The organism is endosymbiont GvMRE of Glomus versiforme, from assembly GCF_003546845.1.
In genome coordinates this window covers 377,079-393,540 of record NZ_NWVA01000009.1, presented here as the reverse complement: position 1 = coordinate 393,540, position 16,462 = coordinate 377,079, and the positions used below count along the sequence as shown (strand labels likewise).

The window sequence follows — 16,462 nt, the reverse complement described above, 5'->3', positions numbered from 1 at the left end:
AATTATTTAATTAGCTTACATCAGAGACGTAGTTAGTGAAAATTTCTATAGTACGGAACAATAAACTAATTGTTTATATAATTCAATAAGAGTAATAGATTGTGCTTTTATTAACTTGAAACTTCAGGGTTCACAGGGTTCAAACTAAAGAAATAAAAATTAGCTGTTTTTTTCATTTTCCTTTTATAAAGTATATAAGTCGGCATTTTTCAAGTAGATTCTAATTTTCATAATTTCTAATTTACAATTGCATTTATATTTTATAATAAAATATTGATTAAAATCTTCTGGAAAGATTCAACATTTCTCTTGAAAACTCTTCTTTTTTTTCTAATGAATGCTTTGATTATATTAACTTTCCTGTTTACTACAATAGGATCAATCTCTGCTCATATGAGTATGATGTTTCCTATACCTCGTTCTCACCCATTAGCACTTAAAAAGCCTTTCAATCTTTCTCCCGAAGAAACAGATAAATGCATAATAGGACCTCTTAACAAAGGCAGAAATCCAACTTGTGAATCTCATGAACTTAACTTCCCTTGTGGTGGTTATAAACCTAACTTAAAATTAGTAACAAAACTCAAAGCAGGCCAAGTTTTTAACGTATCTTTTTTAAGTCTACAATATGAAGATAGTATATTTTTTGACGAAAAAGAAGAAAGATTTTTTGTTAATAAAGAGTTTTATGATAATCATCATAAAAAAGATAATCAAGGAAGGCATAATGGTGGACAGTGTGAATTTTCTTTAAGCTATGATGGTGGTAAAACCTATTCAAAGATCGCTACCTATCATAAATCTTGTCCCGATATGGCTTACAATTGGACAGTTAAAATACCAGACAATGCTCCTTCTTGCAGAAGCAAAATTGATGGAAAAAAATTTGGCGATTGCATATTCTCCTGGACATGGTTAAGCAATACTACTCAAGAATTCTATCAAAGCTGTGCTGACATTGAAATTATTAGTAATTCAACTTCTCCTTTAAAAAAAGAAGATATTACAAAGGTAAATTTACCAGGAATATTTAACGAAACAGTGAATGTTCCTGGAGGTCTAGATCCAAGCAAATGTTTAAGTGATGCTGATGAAGATAGTGGTCCTAATGAAGGCAGAGCTGTTTGTAATGCAGAATTTTCTGGTCCCGACATTGAGGATATCAGAAGAAATTTGAAAAGCCAATAAAAGTAGTGAATTTTCTAAAACTAATCTTTAATAGCAAAGATATTCATGATTTTCTTGTTTTCCTTACTTCTTAATATAGTCTTAATATAAGCAGAGAAAGAACATTATTAAATTTCACAGTTCTGTTAGATAATGAAGAAAGCTTTGTTGAATTTGAAAAGCGATAATAAAATTTGTTCCTAAAAAATAAAAAAACTACCCTAGTTGGTGTGTTTGTTAATTTGAAAATAAAAGCTTTTTTAGGCAGAATAAGTAATGTATAATTGTTGTAAAATTATATTTTTCGTACAACATAATATAATAAAACATCTTTAAGGAAGACTTAGCTATAATAGCTTCCTTTCAGTACATGAAAACTGATGGCAGTTGTTAATTATATTAATATTAATAAATAATTGAGGAAAGTCCGTACTCACACTTGCTGGAATGCAAGTAGTTTTGATGCTAGATCCAATAAATCTAGGCGAAAATTTTTTCGACGGCTGATGAAAATATCTAAATGCTGTTTTTTTTTGGCAGATGGTATAGTAGTCTATAAAAGTGCTATAGTGACGATTACTAAGGAAACTTAGGAAGTGAGACTTCGTAAACCCCATCAGTGAGCAATCCAAACTATTTAAATTGGTAGGAGCACTAGAGAAAAAGAACAATAATTTGACTTTAGTAATTCTTAGAAAGAATTAAGATAAATCATCAGTTAAAAACAAAATACGGCTTATTTCATGTACTCTGAATAATAAATGAAAATGAATATATAGAAGAGGCGTAGTTCAATTGGTAGAACGTCAGTTTCCAAAACTGAATGTTGTGGGTTCGAGTCCTGTCGCCCCTGCCATTTTTACCAAAAGGTTTTTTTTAGAAATTCTTTTTAGTAAAAATAAACAAAAAAGACTAAAATCTAGAACATAAAGTTAATAATTTAAATAACATATTGTAAATGCCCGAAAAAGAAGAAAAAAGAAGAAAAAAGTATAGTAGTGTTCAGGATTACCAGGTCTTGGAGGACATTGAACATATTCGAAAGCGACCAGGTAACTATATCGGTTCTACTGATGAACAAGGTTGACACCACCTTTTTCAAGAGGTAATTGATAACTCCATTGATGAAGCAGTTGCTGGCCATTGTGATCAAATAAAGGTAATTCTTTCTCCTGATCAAAGGACTATTACCGTGGAAGATAATGGTTATGGAGTTCCGATTGAAACTCATCCTAAAACTAACCAAAGTGTTTTGGTTACCCTTTTTTCCGCCCTTAAGTCCGGTGGAAAATTCGATGACAAAATTTACAAAACTTCCGGTGGACTTCACGGAATTGGAGTAACGGCAGTCAACGCCTTATCGCAAGAGTTAAAGGTATGAAATAAACGGCAAGGCAAAACTGAGATTTTGGAATTTAGCCGAGGACTTTTAAAGTCGGAGGAAATTATTGACTCGTTTCAAGCGACTGATGGAGTTATCGTTACCTTTACTCCCGATCCCGAAATTTTTAAGGATTTTACTTATTTTAAAATTGACACCATTCAAAATCGTTTAAAGGAGTTAGCTTATCTTAATCCTAACCTTACCCTAATTTTTCAGTCCTCGCCCACCGCCGAAGCAATTATTTACCATTTTAGTAGCGGTTTGGCTGGCTGAGTAAAAGAAATTAATCAAGACGATTATTTAGCAAATACAGAAATTTGTAGCGAGGAATGATCTAATCCTCCCCATAAAGAATACTTTTATTTAAATTTTGCTTGACAATATAACCAAAAACAAAGGAAAAGTCAAGTTAGATCCTTTTGTAATAATATTGGTACTGCTGGTGGTGGAACCCACGTTGAAGGTTTTGAAAATGGTTTGGTTAGTGCCACACGAGATTGAATTAAGGACAAATACTCCCAGTTAAAAGTTAATGTTATTAGGGATGATGTAGGTGAAGGTTTAGTGGCCGTTTTAGCCATTCGCATGAAAGAACCACAGTTTGCAGGACAAACAAAAAGTAGTTTAACTGACAAGCATGTGCGCGAAATAGTTAAGAATGCTACTTACGAGTTAGTGAAAAAATTTCTCCAAGACCATGGTAATAGTGCCGAAGCAATTAGCCAGCAGATTATCACTAACGCCCAAAATCGGGTAAAATCCGAAGAATACAAAGAAACCTTGCGGGAAGGAGGAAGAGGGGCAAATTTACCCGGCAAATTAGCTCCTTGTATTTCCAAAGAGGTGATGAATAATGAACTATTTATTGTCGAAGGAGATTCAGCTGGTGGTAGTGCCAAGGCTGCCCGTTTTCCTTTTAATCAAGCGGTTTTACCAGTTCAAGGAAAATTTATTAACACAATAAAAGCTAGATGAAGTCAAATTTCGAAAAATAAAGAAGTTATCAATATAATGAGTGCCCTCGGATTTAGCACTACGGAAGCGGCTCAAAATTATTACAATCGTTTTCAAAATGAATTGGACACTGACTTTAGTCAAAATGAATTAGAAATACCTGAAGAATTTATTTATCAAGACGATGCTGGTCAAGAACAAATAATTCCAGCTCATACTGCCCTCACCCGAGAACAAGTAAAAACCATAGTTGAAAAAACCAAAGAAAAATTAATTAAAAAACTTCGTTATGGCAAGATAATAATTATGACCGATGCTGACCCGGATGGTAAACATATCGGGTGTCTAGAACTTGCTTTTTTTATCCGTTATTTTCGTTACTTGATTGAAGGTTGTCATTTATTCTTAGCAGTTACTCCCCTCTATAGTTGACGAACTAAAGAAGGAGTTAGATATTTTAACAACGACTATGATTGAGAAATTTATCGGCGGGAAAATAAAAAAGTTGCTGGTAGTTTACAACGATTTAAAGGATTAGGAGAAATGAATGCTAAGCAATTGCGAGAAGTCGCTATGGTCGCTGAAAAACGTTGCGTTAATGAATTAACTTACTCTGATCCTTTGGCTATTTGGAAAACAGTTCAAGATTTAATGGGTCCGAAAAGTGAACCCCGTAAAAGGCTTCTAGAGAGTGGTGAATACAAAAATGCTCAATCGAAGGTGACTGATGGTAAAGCAGATATTAGGGAAACCTTACTAGTAGATTTTTCTGCTTATGGCTATGAAGTAGTAGAAGACCGTGCCCTAACTCAATTACAAGACGGTTTAAAGCCAGTGCAACGTTATATCCTCTACGTTCTTTATTTATTAAATTGTTTGCCTAATCGACCTCACCGCAAGTCCTCCAAAGTAGTCGGGGATGTTATTGGTGGTTACCATCCTCATGGTGACCAAAGTATTTACCAAGCCATGGTGAAAATGGCTCAAGACTTCAATTATCGTTATCCCCTAATTGACGGACAAGGTAATTGAGGTTCCATTGATGGTGACTCTGCTGCTGCTTTTCGTTATACCGAAGCCCGTTTGACTCGTTTTGGCTTGTATTTCTTGAAAGATTTAGAGTTTGAAACTGTAGTAAATTGAAAAGACAATCATGATGGCACCGAAAAAGAACCCGAAATGCTTCCGCCTCACCTTAATTTGTTGCTCAATGGTTCCAGCGGTATTGCGGTGGGAATGAGTGCCAATATTCCTCCCCACAATTTAGGAGAAGTAGTGGATATGACAACTGAACTGGTTAATAATCCGCAACTTACTATTGAAGAATTAATAATTACTTGGGAATGCTCTAATTGTCAAAATAAAGGAAGAGGGGGAACTACTCAATGCTCTGTTTGCCAAAGCACTGAAATCAAATCAAACTATTTTGGACCTGATTTTCCCACTGGCGGGCAAATATTAGAGCGGGGGAAATTATTGGAAATTTACGAAAAAGGTGAATGTCCCAAGGGCAAAGGGACTATTTATATTCGGGCCAAAGCCGAAATTATTTCTAGCAAGAAAGAGAAAGAAAAAAAAGATTTAATTAGGATTACTGAATTACCTTTCAAGATTAATAAATCAAAACTAGTAGTTAATATTAGTCAAATAATCAAAGATAAAAGGATTGCGGGCTTGAAGAGTGTCGCTGACTATTCTAATTTTGAAGATCCAGTAAATATTCACTGTTATTTTGATCCGAATTATGATGGAGAAGTTATTCTTAACCAATTATACAAAAAAACTAAACTTCAAAGTACTTTTTCTTTTCAAATGCGGTCTTTGATTGGTGACCAACCCCAAGTATTTTCTTTAAAGGAAATTATCCAAGGATTTATTGTTCGAAAATCAGAAAATATTCGAAAAAAGGCTCAATTTATTTATTGCAAAACCCAAAAAGAATTAGTCAATTTAAAAACGCGTCATTTCATTATTAAAAATTATCAAGGAATTGCTCAAATAATTCATAATAGTTCTTCCGAAGAAGAAAGCCAAAAGCAATTAATCAACAAATTCCAAGAAGAAATAAAAGAATTAAAAAGTTTGACCATAGATTTATTTTTAATTGACCTTATTATCAAAGCCCAAAAGACGTTAGGTGAATTGCAAAGTAAAAGTTATCAAAAAAATGAAGCGGTAAGGAAAGAAAAATACCGGGAATTAGTCGGTTTGGTGAGACAAATTGATGTATACCGAGATGAGAAAAATTACCATAATAAAGAGAGTGAGATAAAAGAGATAAAAGAAAAAAAAACCAGCCTAAATATGGAAGAGAATGTTTTGTCTGAGATGCCTGAATTATTAGAAGATTATCTAAATCCGGAGCAAAAAGTAGTTAATCGCATTTTAGACACTCCTGCCACTTTTCGCCAATTTACTCCGGAAAAGCAAGAAAAATTACAAAGTGATATCGAAACTTTGAAAGGAAAAATTCTTCAACAGCAGTTATTAATTTTCAATCAAGAACAAAGAAAGCAACAACTAATTCACGAGTTAGTCGAATTGAAAAAAGATTATGCCGATGACCACCGAAGAACTGTTATTACTTCTCAATCCTACTCTATTGCAGAAAGACAACTGATTCCTCACGAAGAAAGAATTGTTTTGCTTAGCCGTTCAGAAAATAAAAAAGAAAACAAATTTAATAATTACTTAACTTCTTATAATTTAGCATCCTTAGATCCAACTAACATTCCCAGCCAAGGAAAAGAATTAAAAACCCGAGGGGACAATTGAACCATTGTTAAACTTAATCGCCGAGATGATTTATGATGTTTTTCTAATTATGGCAAACTATACATCCTTAATTTCTACCTTTTTGCTGCCAACAAAATCGCCAACCTAGATGAAGAGTGCTTTACTCGCAAGGGGAAGTCTACTATCCAAAACCAAGAATATTTTACCTCAGTTCTACCAATGAGAGAAGAACCAACCGAAAAATTCCTTCTAATTATCACCAAAAAAGGGAAAATCAAATGTTTGGAGCGAGAAAGATTTCAAAAAGCCAGTAAATCGGGAAAAAATGTAGTCAAACTAGGACGAAAAATGACTGAAGAGTGCTCTCTCCATCAAGCTCAGTTATCCGAACATAAGGCTGATTCCCATGTTTGTGGTATCAGTTGTTTGCAACGTCGAGAACTACAGAAACAAATTAAAGCATGTAATGATTGTCAGAAAAAATGAGTAAGCAGTGATGATGAAATTAGCAAAGTTATCCTTATTCATGGAAAAGAATTAAATCCTAACGAAGAAGTAGAAATTATTCTCAAAAGAAAAAGTAAAGGCGGAAAAATAAAAAATATAAAATTCTCGGCTTACCGGCAAACAAGAAAGAAAATCGAATTGGTGATTGATGACAAAAAGGAAAAAATAAACGAATATTGCCAAACACATCAGGCTCAATCTATAAGCCATTTAACTAATCATAAAAAAACTAACACTTATTGCAGTATAACTTGTTCTATGTCAAAAGGATCACAAAAACAAATTAAAGCATGTAATGATTGTCAAAGCCCTAAATTATTTACCAAACAACTAAGAAAGCAAATCAAATGCGAGCGAGTGATGGACGTATTAGTCAGCCAATCTGAAGAAGAAAGAAAGAATTCAATTTTACTTTTAATCAAAAAAGATAATACTTGTGAGAAAAGACCGCTAGTCACAGTAAAAAATTGAATTTCCGCCGATACCGCTCGACTAAAAAGAACTGATTACTGTAAAAAGCATTGAGGAGAGTGAGAAAAAGTAGAACAAGAAAAACAAGATAAGGAGCAAACTCTAAAAGAAGAAAAACAAAAAATTGAGGAAAAAGTCTTGAAATCTACTTTGCCATTAAAAAACAAAAAAGAAGTATTAAAAGAAGTAAAATTAATCAAAGGAGCAAAAATTTCCAAGGAACTAGAAAGAAAAATTGCTACTTCTCCAATTGACCCAACTATTGGAGAAATTGCTCTACAAGAGCAAATTAAGGATTTAATTAAAAGCGGTGAAAATTACCAACAATTACTACAAGAGTATCAAGAAAAAGAGAATGAATTTAACAAATTCAAAGAAAAAACTGAACAGTGCAAAGATTGTCAAAAATATTGTTCTAAACACAAAGAAGAAATAGAAAAACATAAAACATGTAGTTATTGTCACAAAAATGATAAGCAAATCCAGCAAGCAAAAGAACAAATTAAGGAAATAAAAGACAAATTAGAAGAACTAAAGAAAACTAATCCTGAAGCTAAGAAAGAAATCAAGAAATTAACTAATGATTTAAGCAAAAAAGAAGCAGAAAAGAAAAAACTACACTATGAAGCATTTACTAATCGCGTAAAATGCCTAACTATTAATACGATTAAAAAAGAAAGAAAATATTGCTCCGATTGCCAAGAAAAGATTAATAAGAAGCACCTAATTAAAACAGAAAATCCTCTTCAACACATTTGCATAGCAGACAAAGAAGCGAATAAATCCGAAATATATTTGTTATCCAAGAAAGATGTTTGTTGATACAACAAAAAAGATTTGATTGATTTCTTAAAAAACGACGAAAACCACAGTAAAAGCTTATTAAGAAATAAAACTCGCGAAATTACCGATGTTAAAGTTCATTCTTTCTAAAATTCTCTCGTTTGTTTTCTTAGTGATTACCAATAGTTAAACTAAGTTTATATAACGATGAGCAACAATAAAATTGAACTAACTAAGGAGCAAAAATTATGTGTTGAGCAGTCATTAAACAGTAATCTAGTTATTGAGGCTGATCCTGGAACCGGAAAAACCGAAGTTTTAAAATATCGCACTCTTTATATTCATCAGCAAAATAAAAAGCAAAGAAAACTAATTTTGATTCTGGCTTACGGACGCAACATTGCTACAGAAATTAGAACTAAGTTGAAAGCTGAAAAACTGAAAGTTTATGACCATCTAAAAAAAGTTTTGCCTGTTTTAGTCCACAAACATACTTGTTCGTTAAATGAATGTCCCGCTTACTTAGAAAATATGAAATCCTTAGTTTTAGTTTGCACTATTCATTCCCTTGCTAATGGTATAAATGACTTAGTGATTAAAAAATTATTTCAAGAGGAAAGAAAAACCAAAATACTAGTTACTACTCAAACAGTAGAAAAAAAACACGGATTTGTTTCCATAGAGGATAAAAATCAAAAATTTGTTTGAAAATCAAGAGGTGCAATAAGGTCTCGCAAAAAAAGACTTTTTAATTATCTTTTAAGTTCAATCGAGGAAAAACATTTGAATAAAACTAAAAAGAAAGTTTTATGAAAGATATTTCAACAATCGGAACCAGAAAACGTCATTCTAAGTCAAATTTCCAATCCTTACTTACATTATGAAATTGACTATTCTCGTTTTCTGTCGCAAGTGCGGGTTTTTTTGCCCGAAGACAAAGAATTGTTAACTAAATTAGCAGAATGTTGTTGCTATGACCAAGAAAAAAATGTTTGATTGGATTTCGATGATATAATTGCTAATGCTAATAATCTTGTTGCCCTAAAAAGTCAGAAAATTTGACCGGAATTTGATTATATTTTAGTAGATGAATGTCAAGATTTAAAAGTAGAAATTTTTCAATTAATTATTAAGATATTTGGCAACAATCAAACCAATTTTACTTTTGTTGGCGACCCCAAACAAAACATTATGGGCTTTGCGGGAGCCCGAGAGAATATTTTTTCTTTATTGCAACAAGAATTTCCTCATGAAATACACAATATCATTGCTACTAGTTTCCGTTTACCGCAAGAAATCGCCGAGTTTGCCAACAATTTTATTCAGAAATTTATGGATTATCGAGCTTCGATTAAAACTATTAAGTCTAATAACAACCATAAACCCCAGATAATTACCGTTGGTAAAATATCTGATTACTTACTAAATGAAGAGGAACAAGTGGCAATTGAAAAAGAGTTAGTGGACAATCCTGAAATTAAAAAATCAAACTTAGTTCAAGGAAAAATCCGAAGAAAAAAACTTGACCAACATTTAGAAACCATTTTACCTATTATTAATGGGTTAGGCAACGATACTTCCAAAGCGATACTTTATCGCCAAAATTGGATTGGAAATCTACTTCAAGAATGACTAAACGAAAAATGTGTTATGACTAATATAAGTGAATTGATAGTTAACGAAATCATTCGTAAAGTTCGGCGTAATTCAACAAGCCATTCTTTAAAAGAATTTCCTTCCTTAAAAAGTTTTTTAGTTAGTTTAAAAATCTCCGAAAATAGCATTTTTCAGTTAAAGAAAATAGTTCAAGAAATAGATGAAAATTTCGAAACCAGCTCTTTTCTTACTGAGAATGAAGTTAATAATTTTATTAGACAATTGGAAGAAATAAAAAAACACCAAGGAATTACTCTTTCTACTATTCACGGTATGAAAGGTTTGGAAGCCGACCACGTTTTTCTCATTTTTTGTGATAAAAAAATCTTACCTCGCAAAGAAAAATTTACTACTGATTGAGAAGAAAGAGAAGAAAAGAACCTATTTTTTACCGCCATAACTCGTCCTAAGGAGAGACTATACATAACTACCAGTTCCTCCGAAGAATGTTCGGATTTCATTGAATCTTCTAATCTAAATCTGGATTTAGTTGAATTAATTGTAAAATATAAATAATACTGCGATATGAATCAAATCATCGAAAGATTAAAGAAAGATTAAAGAAAGATTAAAAAATAAGTTTCTGCCGGTCGAACCAAAATTAAAATCCAAATACGAGATTTGTAAAGTGCAATGTCATCCATTGTCAAGAAAACTTATGATGCACTAAGTGGAAAATAAAACAGACGATATTAATGATAATAGTTAAAAAAATTCAAGACCTAAAAAAAAACAAAAAAAATTGAAAATAGATATCCGGAGAAGTTTAACAAAGAGAAAAAATAGAGAAGGTGAATCAAGAAATCCAAATCGAAACTGAGAAAACTGCTAATTCGCGAGTTACGCGAGTCAAAGAAATTACTATCAGATTACGATTACGAGAAAATTCTAATAATTAAATCATCGCTCATGAATTTGCTCATGCTTTTCTTATTTATCATTTAACAAAATAAAACATATGGCAAATAAAGAAAATATTATTAACAAGGACCTTCTAGCAATCAGAATAAAAAAGGCAATTCCAGAAGAAAAAAGATTGATAGGAAAAATTATTGGACAAGTAAAATCAGCTAAAAAGAAACCTAATGTTCGGTTAAATATTGATGAAAAACAACTGCGAATTCATTTAAAAGATATAATAAAAACTTGGGAAGAGAGAAAGGTTACCAAAATAATTGATAAATTTTTAGAAGAGATAAAGGCCAGCCTGCAGAAAAAGGAAGAAGTGTTGTTATGAGGTTATTTCAGCCTGAAAGTATACAAAACCTCTAAAAGAAAAAGTTTCAATCCGTCTATTATTAAACAATTAAAAAATCCTGAGCTTTCTTTGCAAGAAAAAACAGAACTTGAGAAGAAAAAAGTAATTGAAATCCCTCCCAAAAACCGGATAAGTTTTCGAGCAAGCTCTAAACTAAAAAGAGAAATAAATTAGTTTACCGAGTGCTATTTTTTCTATTTTTTAGCAATTCTAAAGAATCAATTTTGATACAAACAAAATAATATATACATGAAGAAAAAAAAAACAAATCTTAATGATTCTGCAAAATATTATAATAAAATGTTTGAATTAATGACTTTCGATCTAAGATTTTCTTCTTGTATGATTATAGCATTAGTTATTTTATTTTGTATGTTCATAATTTCCCAATTATTTTTATTTCTAAGACATTAAAAATTAAAAATATGGAAAAAAAAGAACTATATAGCAATCACAATCGTAACTATCAATGATATATTCTAACCGTAAGTAGTGGAAAAGAAGAGAAATTAATTAAAAAAATTAGGCAAGAATTAAAAAAAAGAAGTGAACTAGATATTCACGTTAAAGATTTAAAAGTGCTCGATACATTTGATAGTATTGGAAACAAAAAAAAATTGAAAGGTTATATAATTTGTTATTGTCATCTAACTTCAGATTTAGCACTATTTCTCCGTACTGTTGGTGCTTTTATTAGCAAGTTATCTAGTTCCATTTCTTCCAAAAGAGTTGAAAAATTTTTCAACAAATCTAAAAAAAAGAGAGATAGCGAGTCTTTTAGCGACAGTCATGATTTCGATTTGAATATTGGTGATCTAGTAAAAATCACAAAAGGTTCATTTATCAATTATGAAGGAAAAATTACTTATTTAGACAATAAAAAAAAAAAAGCCAAAATTGCTATCAATCTTCTCGATTGGGAAATTACCAATGTTTCAACATCTAGTTGCCAAAAATTGTCATGATAATTTGTTTATCTTAGAGATATTTGTTGGGAAAATTGACTGTGTAAAGATAAATTCGCCCAAAACTAGTCCAGAAATTCAAAAAGATCAGTAATTTCGAAAATATTTTTCCATCACCATCTATCCACCATCTATCAAAAACTCGATAAAAATATATTAAATATGGGAATAACATACAACTTTACACCAATAAATATGAAGACAGAAACTAGACCCCAAACCAAAAAAAACCAAGTGCCTTAAATGTCAAAAACAATTTTGAATTAAGTTCGTAGTTCCACAAAAGGACTATTCTAAAAAAAACAATTGAGGATATTGAAGTGGTGAAAAAGGAGATAAAAAAGTCTGTAATTCCTGTTTAAGAAACTTTTACCTTAATGAGAGAAAAACCTTTTTAACCATTGTAAAAGATTTAAAAAAAAGAAATCATCTATCCTCTTATGTTAGCCGTAATATTACCTAATTTGTAAAACTCCTACATTGAAAGCAGTAAAATATTACAAATATGGTAAAAATTGAAACTAGATTAAACGGCGAACCTTATATTTATAACTCTTGACTACAAATAAAAACAGAGGAGGTTTGACAATTTGAAAGTAGAACCAAAGATGGTAAATGACCAGGACACGGAGTATATAGTGAGGCTGAATGAGTTATTTTAGTTGCCAAAAAAAATCCTTGCTTTAAGGATATAAAAGTTGAATACAAATATTACACAGGAAAATTCCAAGAAATAAAACATGATTACATTTATGAAATAGAGTTTGAGGATAACCCAAACCAAGAGCAAAAAAAAGAGGACGAAAGAAAAGAAAACTTATTGATGAGTAAAAAACGGTTATTTTGGAAAGAGCATAATATTAAGATGACAAAAAAAGGTAGTAAAGATGATAACAAAGAGGGAAAAAACTCTGAAAAACCTACTAACTGAACTCCTTGACTAATCGGAGGAAGAATTATTTTAGTTTTGGTGCTTGGAATAGTTGCTTATTATTTATGAGGGAAAAATAAAAAAAAGTAAGATGATGAAGTTTAAAAGTCTATACGAATTTTCAAAGTTCAATCCCTCCGAACAAGATTGTATTAAACATTTGGAAGAAGTTATTTGAGAGAGAAAACCACCAATCTCTCCTCTTGACCCTACTTCCAAAGTTTATAAATGTACTGATAAAAAAGTTGGTGGTAAATATCCTGCTAAATATAGCAGATATAAATGTAAAAACACAGGCAGATATTTTAATGTCAAAACTGGAACCATACTTGAAAATTCCAATATACCATTAAGCAAATGGTTCCTAGCCTATTATGTTTTTTCCTTTCACAAGAAAGGCATCTCTTCTTATCAGTTAGTCAAGTTTCTTGGCATCACGCAAAAGTCAGCCTGGTTTGTATTACATCGCTTACGAGTTGGTTCTGAATGTTCTATTTTTAGAATCATGCTAGAAAACAATGTAGAAATAGATGAAACATTTATCGGAGGCAAAAACAAAAATAGACATAAAAATAAAAAGGTTCCTAATTCACAAGGTAGAAGTTTAAATGATAAGATAGCAGTTTTAGGAGCAAGAGGAAGAAATGGCAACTTAATGGCCTGAAAGTTCTCTGATACTAAAAAAAGCACTTTCTCCCTTAATAATTAATGAATAATCTTAAAAAACAAAAATAATTGAGGTTCGTGCTTGAACTATTGATTATTTTTCCCCCATTGCGAAACCACTTGAGCTAAGATAATTCCGGAACTGACCGAAACATTTAAGGAACCGATATTATTACTCATGGGAATGTAGAGAGAGTAATCACTTTTATTAATTAAACTTTTCCTAATTCCCTCATGCTCATTGCCAAAAACTAGACAAGTAGGAAAGTCAAAATTGAATTTGCTATACTCGGTTGCTTCTGGTTCACAAACAGTAGAAATAACTTTATAATCTCTTTTTTTTAATTCATTAATGACCTCTTTTAAATTTACTTGGCAAATAGGCACATAAGCTATTCCGCCGGCCGAAACGTTAATTACTGCATTAGTAACTGAAACTTGGTTTTCAGTGGAAATAATTATCCCGTCTACTTTTAAGGCCGCACAAGTTCGTAAAATTGCTCCAAAATTATGGGGGTCTTGAATGCTATCCAACATAACAATTAAGGGAAATTTTCTTTGGGGCTGACGAGATAGTAAATAGTCAAGAGAAGCATAATGATAATCGCTAATAAAAGCCACTATTCCCTGATTTTTTTTGTTGAAACTATAACGTTCAAATCGCTCTTTTTTTAATAAATTATAAGTTATTTGTTTTTTTTCTAAAAGTCCTAATAACTCTTTATCATTCTTATATTCTTCCTCTCGCAGAAGTATTTTTTCAAAATCAAAATAAGGGGAATTAAGCAAATTACGAACAGTATGTTTACCAAAAGCAAGAAGGAAAGGCATAATACATTTTATTTTTTTTTGTAAATAAACCTCTGTGTTAAACAACAAAAAATCCCTACTTTCAAAATAGTTATTTTTTTAATATCTTTGTTGTCTTCTCTCGTTTTTCTTTTCTCCGCGACCAGTAAGCAAAATCAAACAAATGATACCAATCAGCACTGCAACAACTCCTAGACTAATCTCCCGATAAACAAGTTTATTACCGCCTTCTTGTTTAGTCGGCGAGGGTTTTTCTAATAATCGGGCTATTTCTTTGTCTCGTTCGGCAATTTCCCGGGCGTTTTCGGCTAATAATTGGTCCTGTAGAGTCTTGTCTAAGTCATTAGTCGAAGTTTGGTTTTCTAACTTTTCTTTTTGAGTTTTTAACTGAGCCTTATCAGTAGTTAATTTTTTGACTGTTTTTTGTTTTTCCTCGGCCGTTAAGTCAGGAGAAGAAGTAGAAGTAGTACTTTCCTGCTCTAATTTCTTCTCAGCCACTTCTATTGTTTTAACAAAATCTTCCATAATCATTCCGAATCAAGTTTGATATTCTTCCTCAGTAAACTATGAATATAATATTACTATAAAAAAACAAGATTTATGGACGCAAATGCAAAAAAAAAGAATTATATTAAAAATTTCTGAATAAAGTTAAAAATTTTATGTTTTCATAAACCAAAAATAGTAAAAATTCTTTTTTTTGGTTTTTATGCTGGGGGCTTGCTTGCTGCTTGAATAATTTCGTGAAAAATTTTGAAAATTTTTGGTATCAGTTTTTCAGACGCGTGGAGAGTTCTTATTAGCCGATCTCATTATCTTCTTCCATTATTAATTTTGATTGGAACTGTTGTTTCTCAGTATTTTTATTGAGTCAATTTTTTCCTAAAAGAACTTACGAACTTTTCTTTAAGTTGAGATGAAATGTTTAAAATTTGGAAGGAAAAAATTGTTTCGTTAGCCGAAGAAGAAGAATATTTAGTGGTAGGCGGAAGAGATTGAAAAGGGGCTTATGAACAAGGCAATTTAATCCACCTCTCCGGAAAATTGATTTTATCTAACCAAAAAGAAGTTAATTTTCACTCCGTTTTTCCGTCTGAATTTTTAAAAATTTGACAAAAAGAATTTGCTACTAGTAAGTTTTCTGTCAACAATATTACTTTTAAAACCTACTCAAAATATACCACAGGCGGTATAATCTTATGAACATTTACAACTTTGCTTTTTGGGGTTTTCCTTGCTTTCTATATTAAACTTGTGGTTATCGATAATATTGACTTACGGAGTGCTTTTTCTGTTTTTCAGGACCAAGTTAATTTAGAAGAATTATCCAAGATAGCCCAAGAAGAGGGAATGTTTGAAAAGGTTATGCCGAATAAAGTAAAAGAAAGTTTTGCAGATGTCGGAGGTTATGAAGAAGCTAAAGAGGACTTAAAAGAAATTGCTCAATTAATAAAAGAAAAATCAGAAATATTTTTCGACAAAGGAACTATTCTTTACGGTCCGCCGGGCACGGGTAAAACTTTACTCGCGAAAGCCTTTGCTAGGGAAGCCGGTCTACCTTTTTTTAGAGCCACCGGTGATGATTTAGCCGCTAATGCTATTACCGCTGCCCTCGGCTCAGTCGAAACTCGTTTAAGGTTAATTTTTAATGAGGCGCGACGATTTAACGAGAAAAATAATAAAGGGAATAAGATTGTTGTATTTATCGATGAATTTGATAAAATGGGTGCTGCTCATATTAGTTACGGACAGGGGGGAGTAGAACTTTTAAAAATGATGGGAGGAGGATTTAAAACGGAAAAGTATGAAGATATTGTTTTAATCGTTACAACTAATCACATAGGATGATTTGGCGAAGGTGTTTTGAGATCCGGTCGACTAGATAACCAATTTAAAATTGATTATCCTAATTTCCTAACCTTAGAGAAAATTATTAAAATTTTTATCAAAAAATATAAGGCAAAAATTAGTTCTGACTGTTCCGAAGAAGATATAATAAATGAATTTAAAAAGGGAGTTGGAGCGGAAAATGAAACTAGATTTGTCGGAGCTGATGTTGAGAGAGTATTTAAATTGTTAGAATTCTGCCAACGAAAAAGTAAAAAAGATAATATCAACAAAAATATTTTTGATCTTGCTATCAATAAAGTCTTGAAGACAAAGAATCGATAACA

General features: G+C 31.6%; 10 protein-coding genes, 1 tRNA gene and 1 other RNA gene. 10 read left to right on the top strand and 2 right to left on the bottom strand.

Features of this window, described 5'->3' with window-relative positions; translation table 4 throughout:
- The first annotated feature begins 309 nt into the window (after positions 1-309).
- The 9 genes from GvMRE_RS12450 (at position 310) to GvMRE_RS12410 (ending at position 13,521) form a co-directional block, all read left to right on the top strand.
- Complete coding sequence (locus tag GvMRE_RS12450) at positions 310-1,188, top strand: hypothetical protein (protein ID WP_172575425.1); 879 nt, start codon at positions 310-312, stop codon at positions 1,186-1,188.
- A gap of 349 nt (positions 1,189-1,537) precedes the next feature.
- Positions 1,538-1,909: RNase P RNA component class B (gene rnpB, locus GvMRE_RS12445), an RNA gene on the top strand.
- A 38-nt stretch (positions 1,910-1,947) separates the two neighbouring features.
- Positions 1,948-2,023, top strand: a tRNA-Trp gene (locus GvMRE_RS12440).
- A 102-nt stretch (positions 2,024-2,125) separates the two neighbouring features.
- Positions 2,126-8,152 carry a DNA gyrase subunit A gene (locus GvMRE_RS12435; protein ID WP_147411553.1) on the top strand — a complete coding sequence of 2,009 codons (6,027 nt, stop codon included), beginning with the start codon at positions 2,126-2,128 and terminating at the stop codon, positions 8,150-8,152.
- A 57-nt stretch (positions 8,153-8,209) separates the two neighbouring features.
- A complete protein-coding gene (locus tag GvMRE_RS12430; protein ID WP_147411552.1) occupies positions 8,210-10,174 on the top strand; it encodes a UvrD-helicase domain-containing protein in 1,965 nt (654 codons plus the stop codon).
- A gap of 442 nt (positions 10,175-10,616) precedes the next feature.
- Complete coding sequence (locus GvMRE_RS12425) at positions 10,617-11,090, top strand: HU family DNA-binding protein (protein WP_147411551.1); 474 nt, start codon at positions 10,617-10,619, stop codon at positions 11,088-11,090.
- A gap of 251 nt (positions 11,091-11,341) precedes the next feature.
- Positions 11,342-11,884, top strand: a complete 543-nt coding sequence (locus GvMRE_RS12420; protein ID WP_147411550.1) for a transcription termination/antitermination NusG family protein — start codon at positions 11,342-11,344, stop codon at positions 11,882-11,884.
- 502 nt (positions 11,885-12,386) lie between these two features.
- Positions 12,387-12,902 carry a hypothetical protein gene (locus tag GvMRE_RS12415; RefSeq protein ID WP_147411549.1) on the top strand — a complete coding sequence of 172 codons (516 nt, stop codon included), beginning with the start codon at positions 12,387-12,389 and terminating at the stop codon, positions 12,900-12,902.
- 1 nt (position 12,903) lies between these two features.
- Positions 12,904-13,521: an IS1595 family transposase gene (locus tag GvMRE_RS12410; protein WP_147411548.1), complete on the top strand. Its 618-nt coding sequence runs from the start codon at positions 12,904-12,906 to the stop codon at positions 13,519-13,521.
- Positions 13,522-13,565: 44 nt separating this feature from the next.
- On the opposite strand, the gene rlmB is transcribed toward GvMRE_RS12410, so the two are convergent.
- Together rlmB and GvMRE_RS12400 are read right to left on the bottom strand one after the other, a co-directional pair.
- Entirely contained in the window at positions 13,566-14,309 is a 744-nt protein-coding gene (gene rlmB, locus GvMRE_RS12405) for a 23S rRNA (guanosine(2251)-2'-O)-methyltransferase RlmB (protein WP_147411547.1), read from the bottom strand.
- Positions 14,310-14,387: 78 nt separating this feature from the next.
- Complete coding sequence (locus GvMRE_RS12400) at positions 14,388-14,819, bottom strand: hypothetical protein (protein ID WP_147411546.1); 432 nt, start codon at positions 14,817-14,819, stop codon at positions 14,388-14,390.
- A gap of 390 nt (positions 14,820-15,209) precedes the next feature.
- Here GvMRE_RS12400 and GvMRE_RS12395 point away from each other — a divergent pair, with 390 nt between their 5' ends.
- Positions 15,210-16,460: an AAA family ATPase gene (locus GvMRE_RS12395; protein ID WP_172575424.1), complete on the top strand. Its 1,251-nt coding sequence runs from the start codon at positions 15,210-15,212 to the stop codon at positions 16,458-16,460.
- The last annotated feature ends 2 nt before the right edge of the window (positions 16,461-16,462 follow it).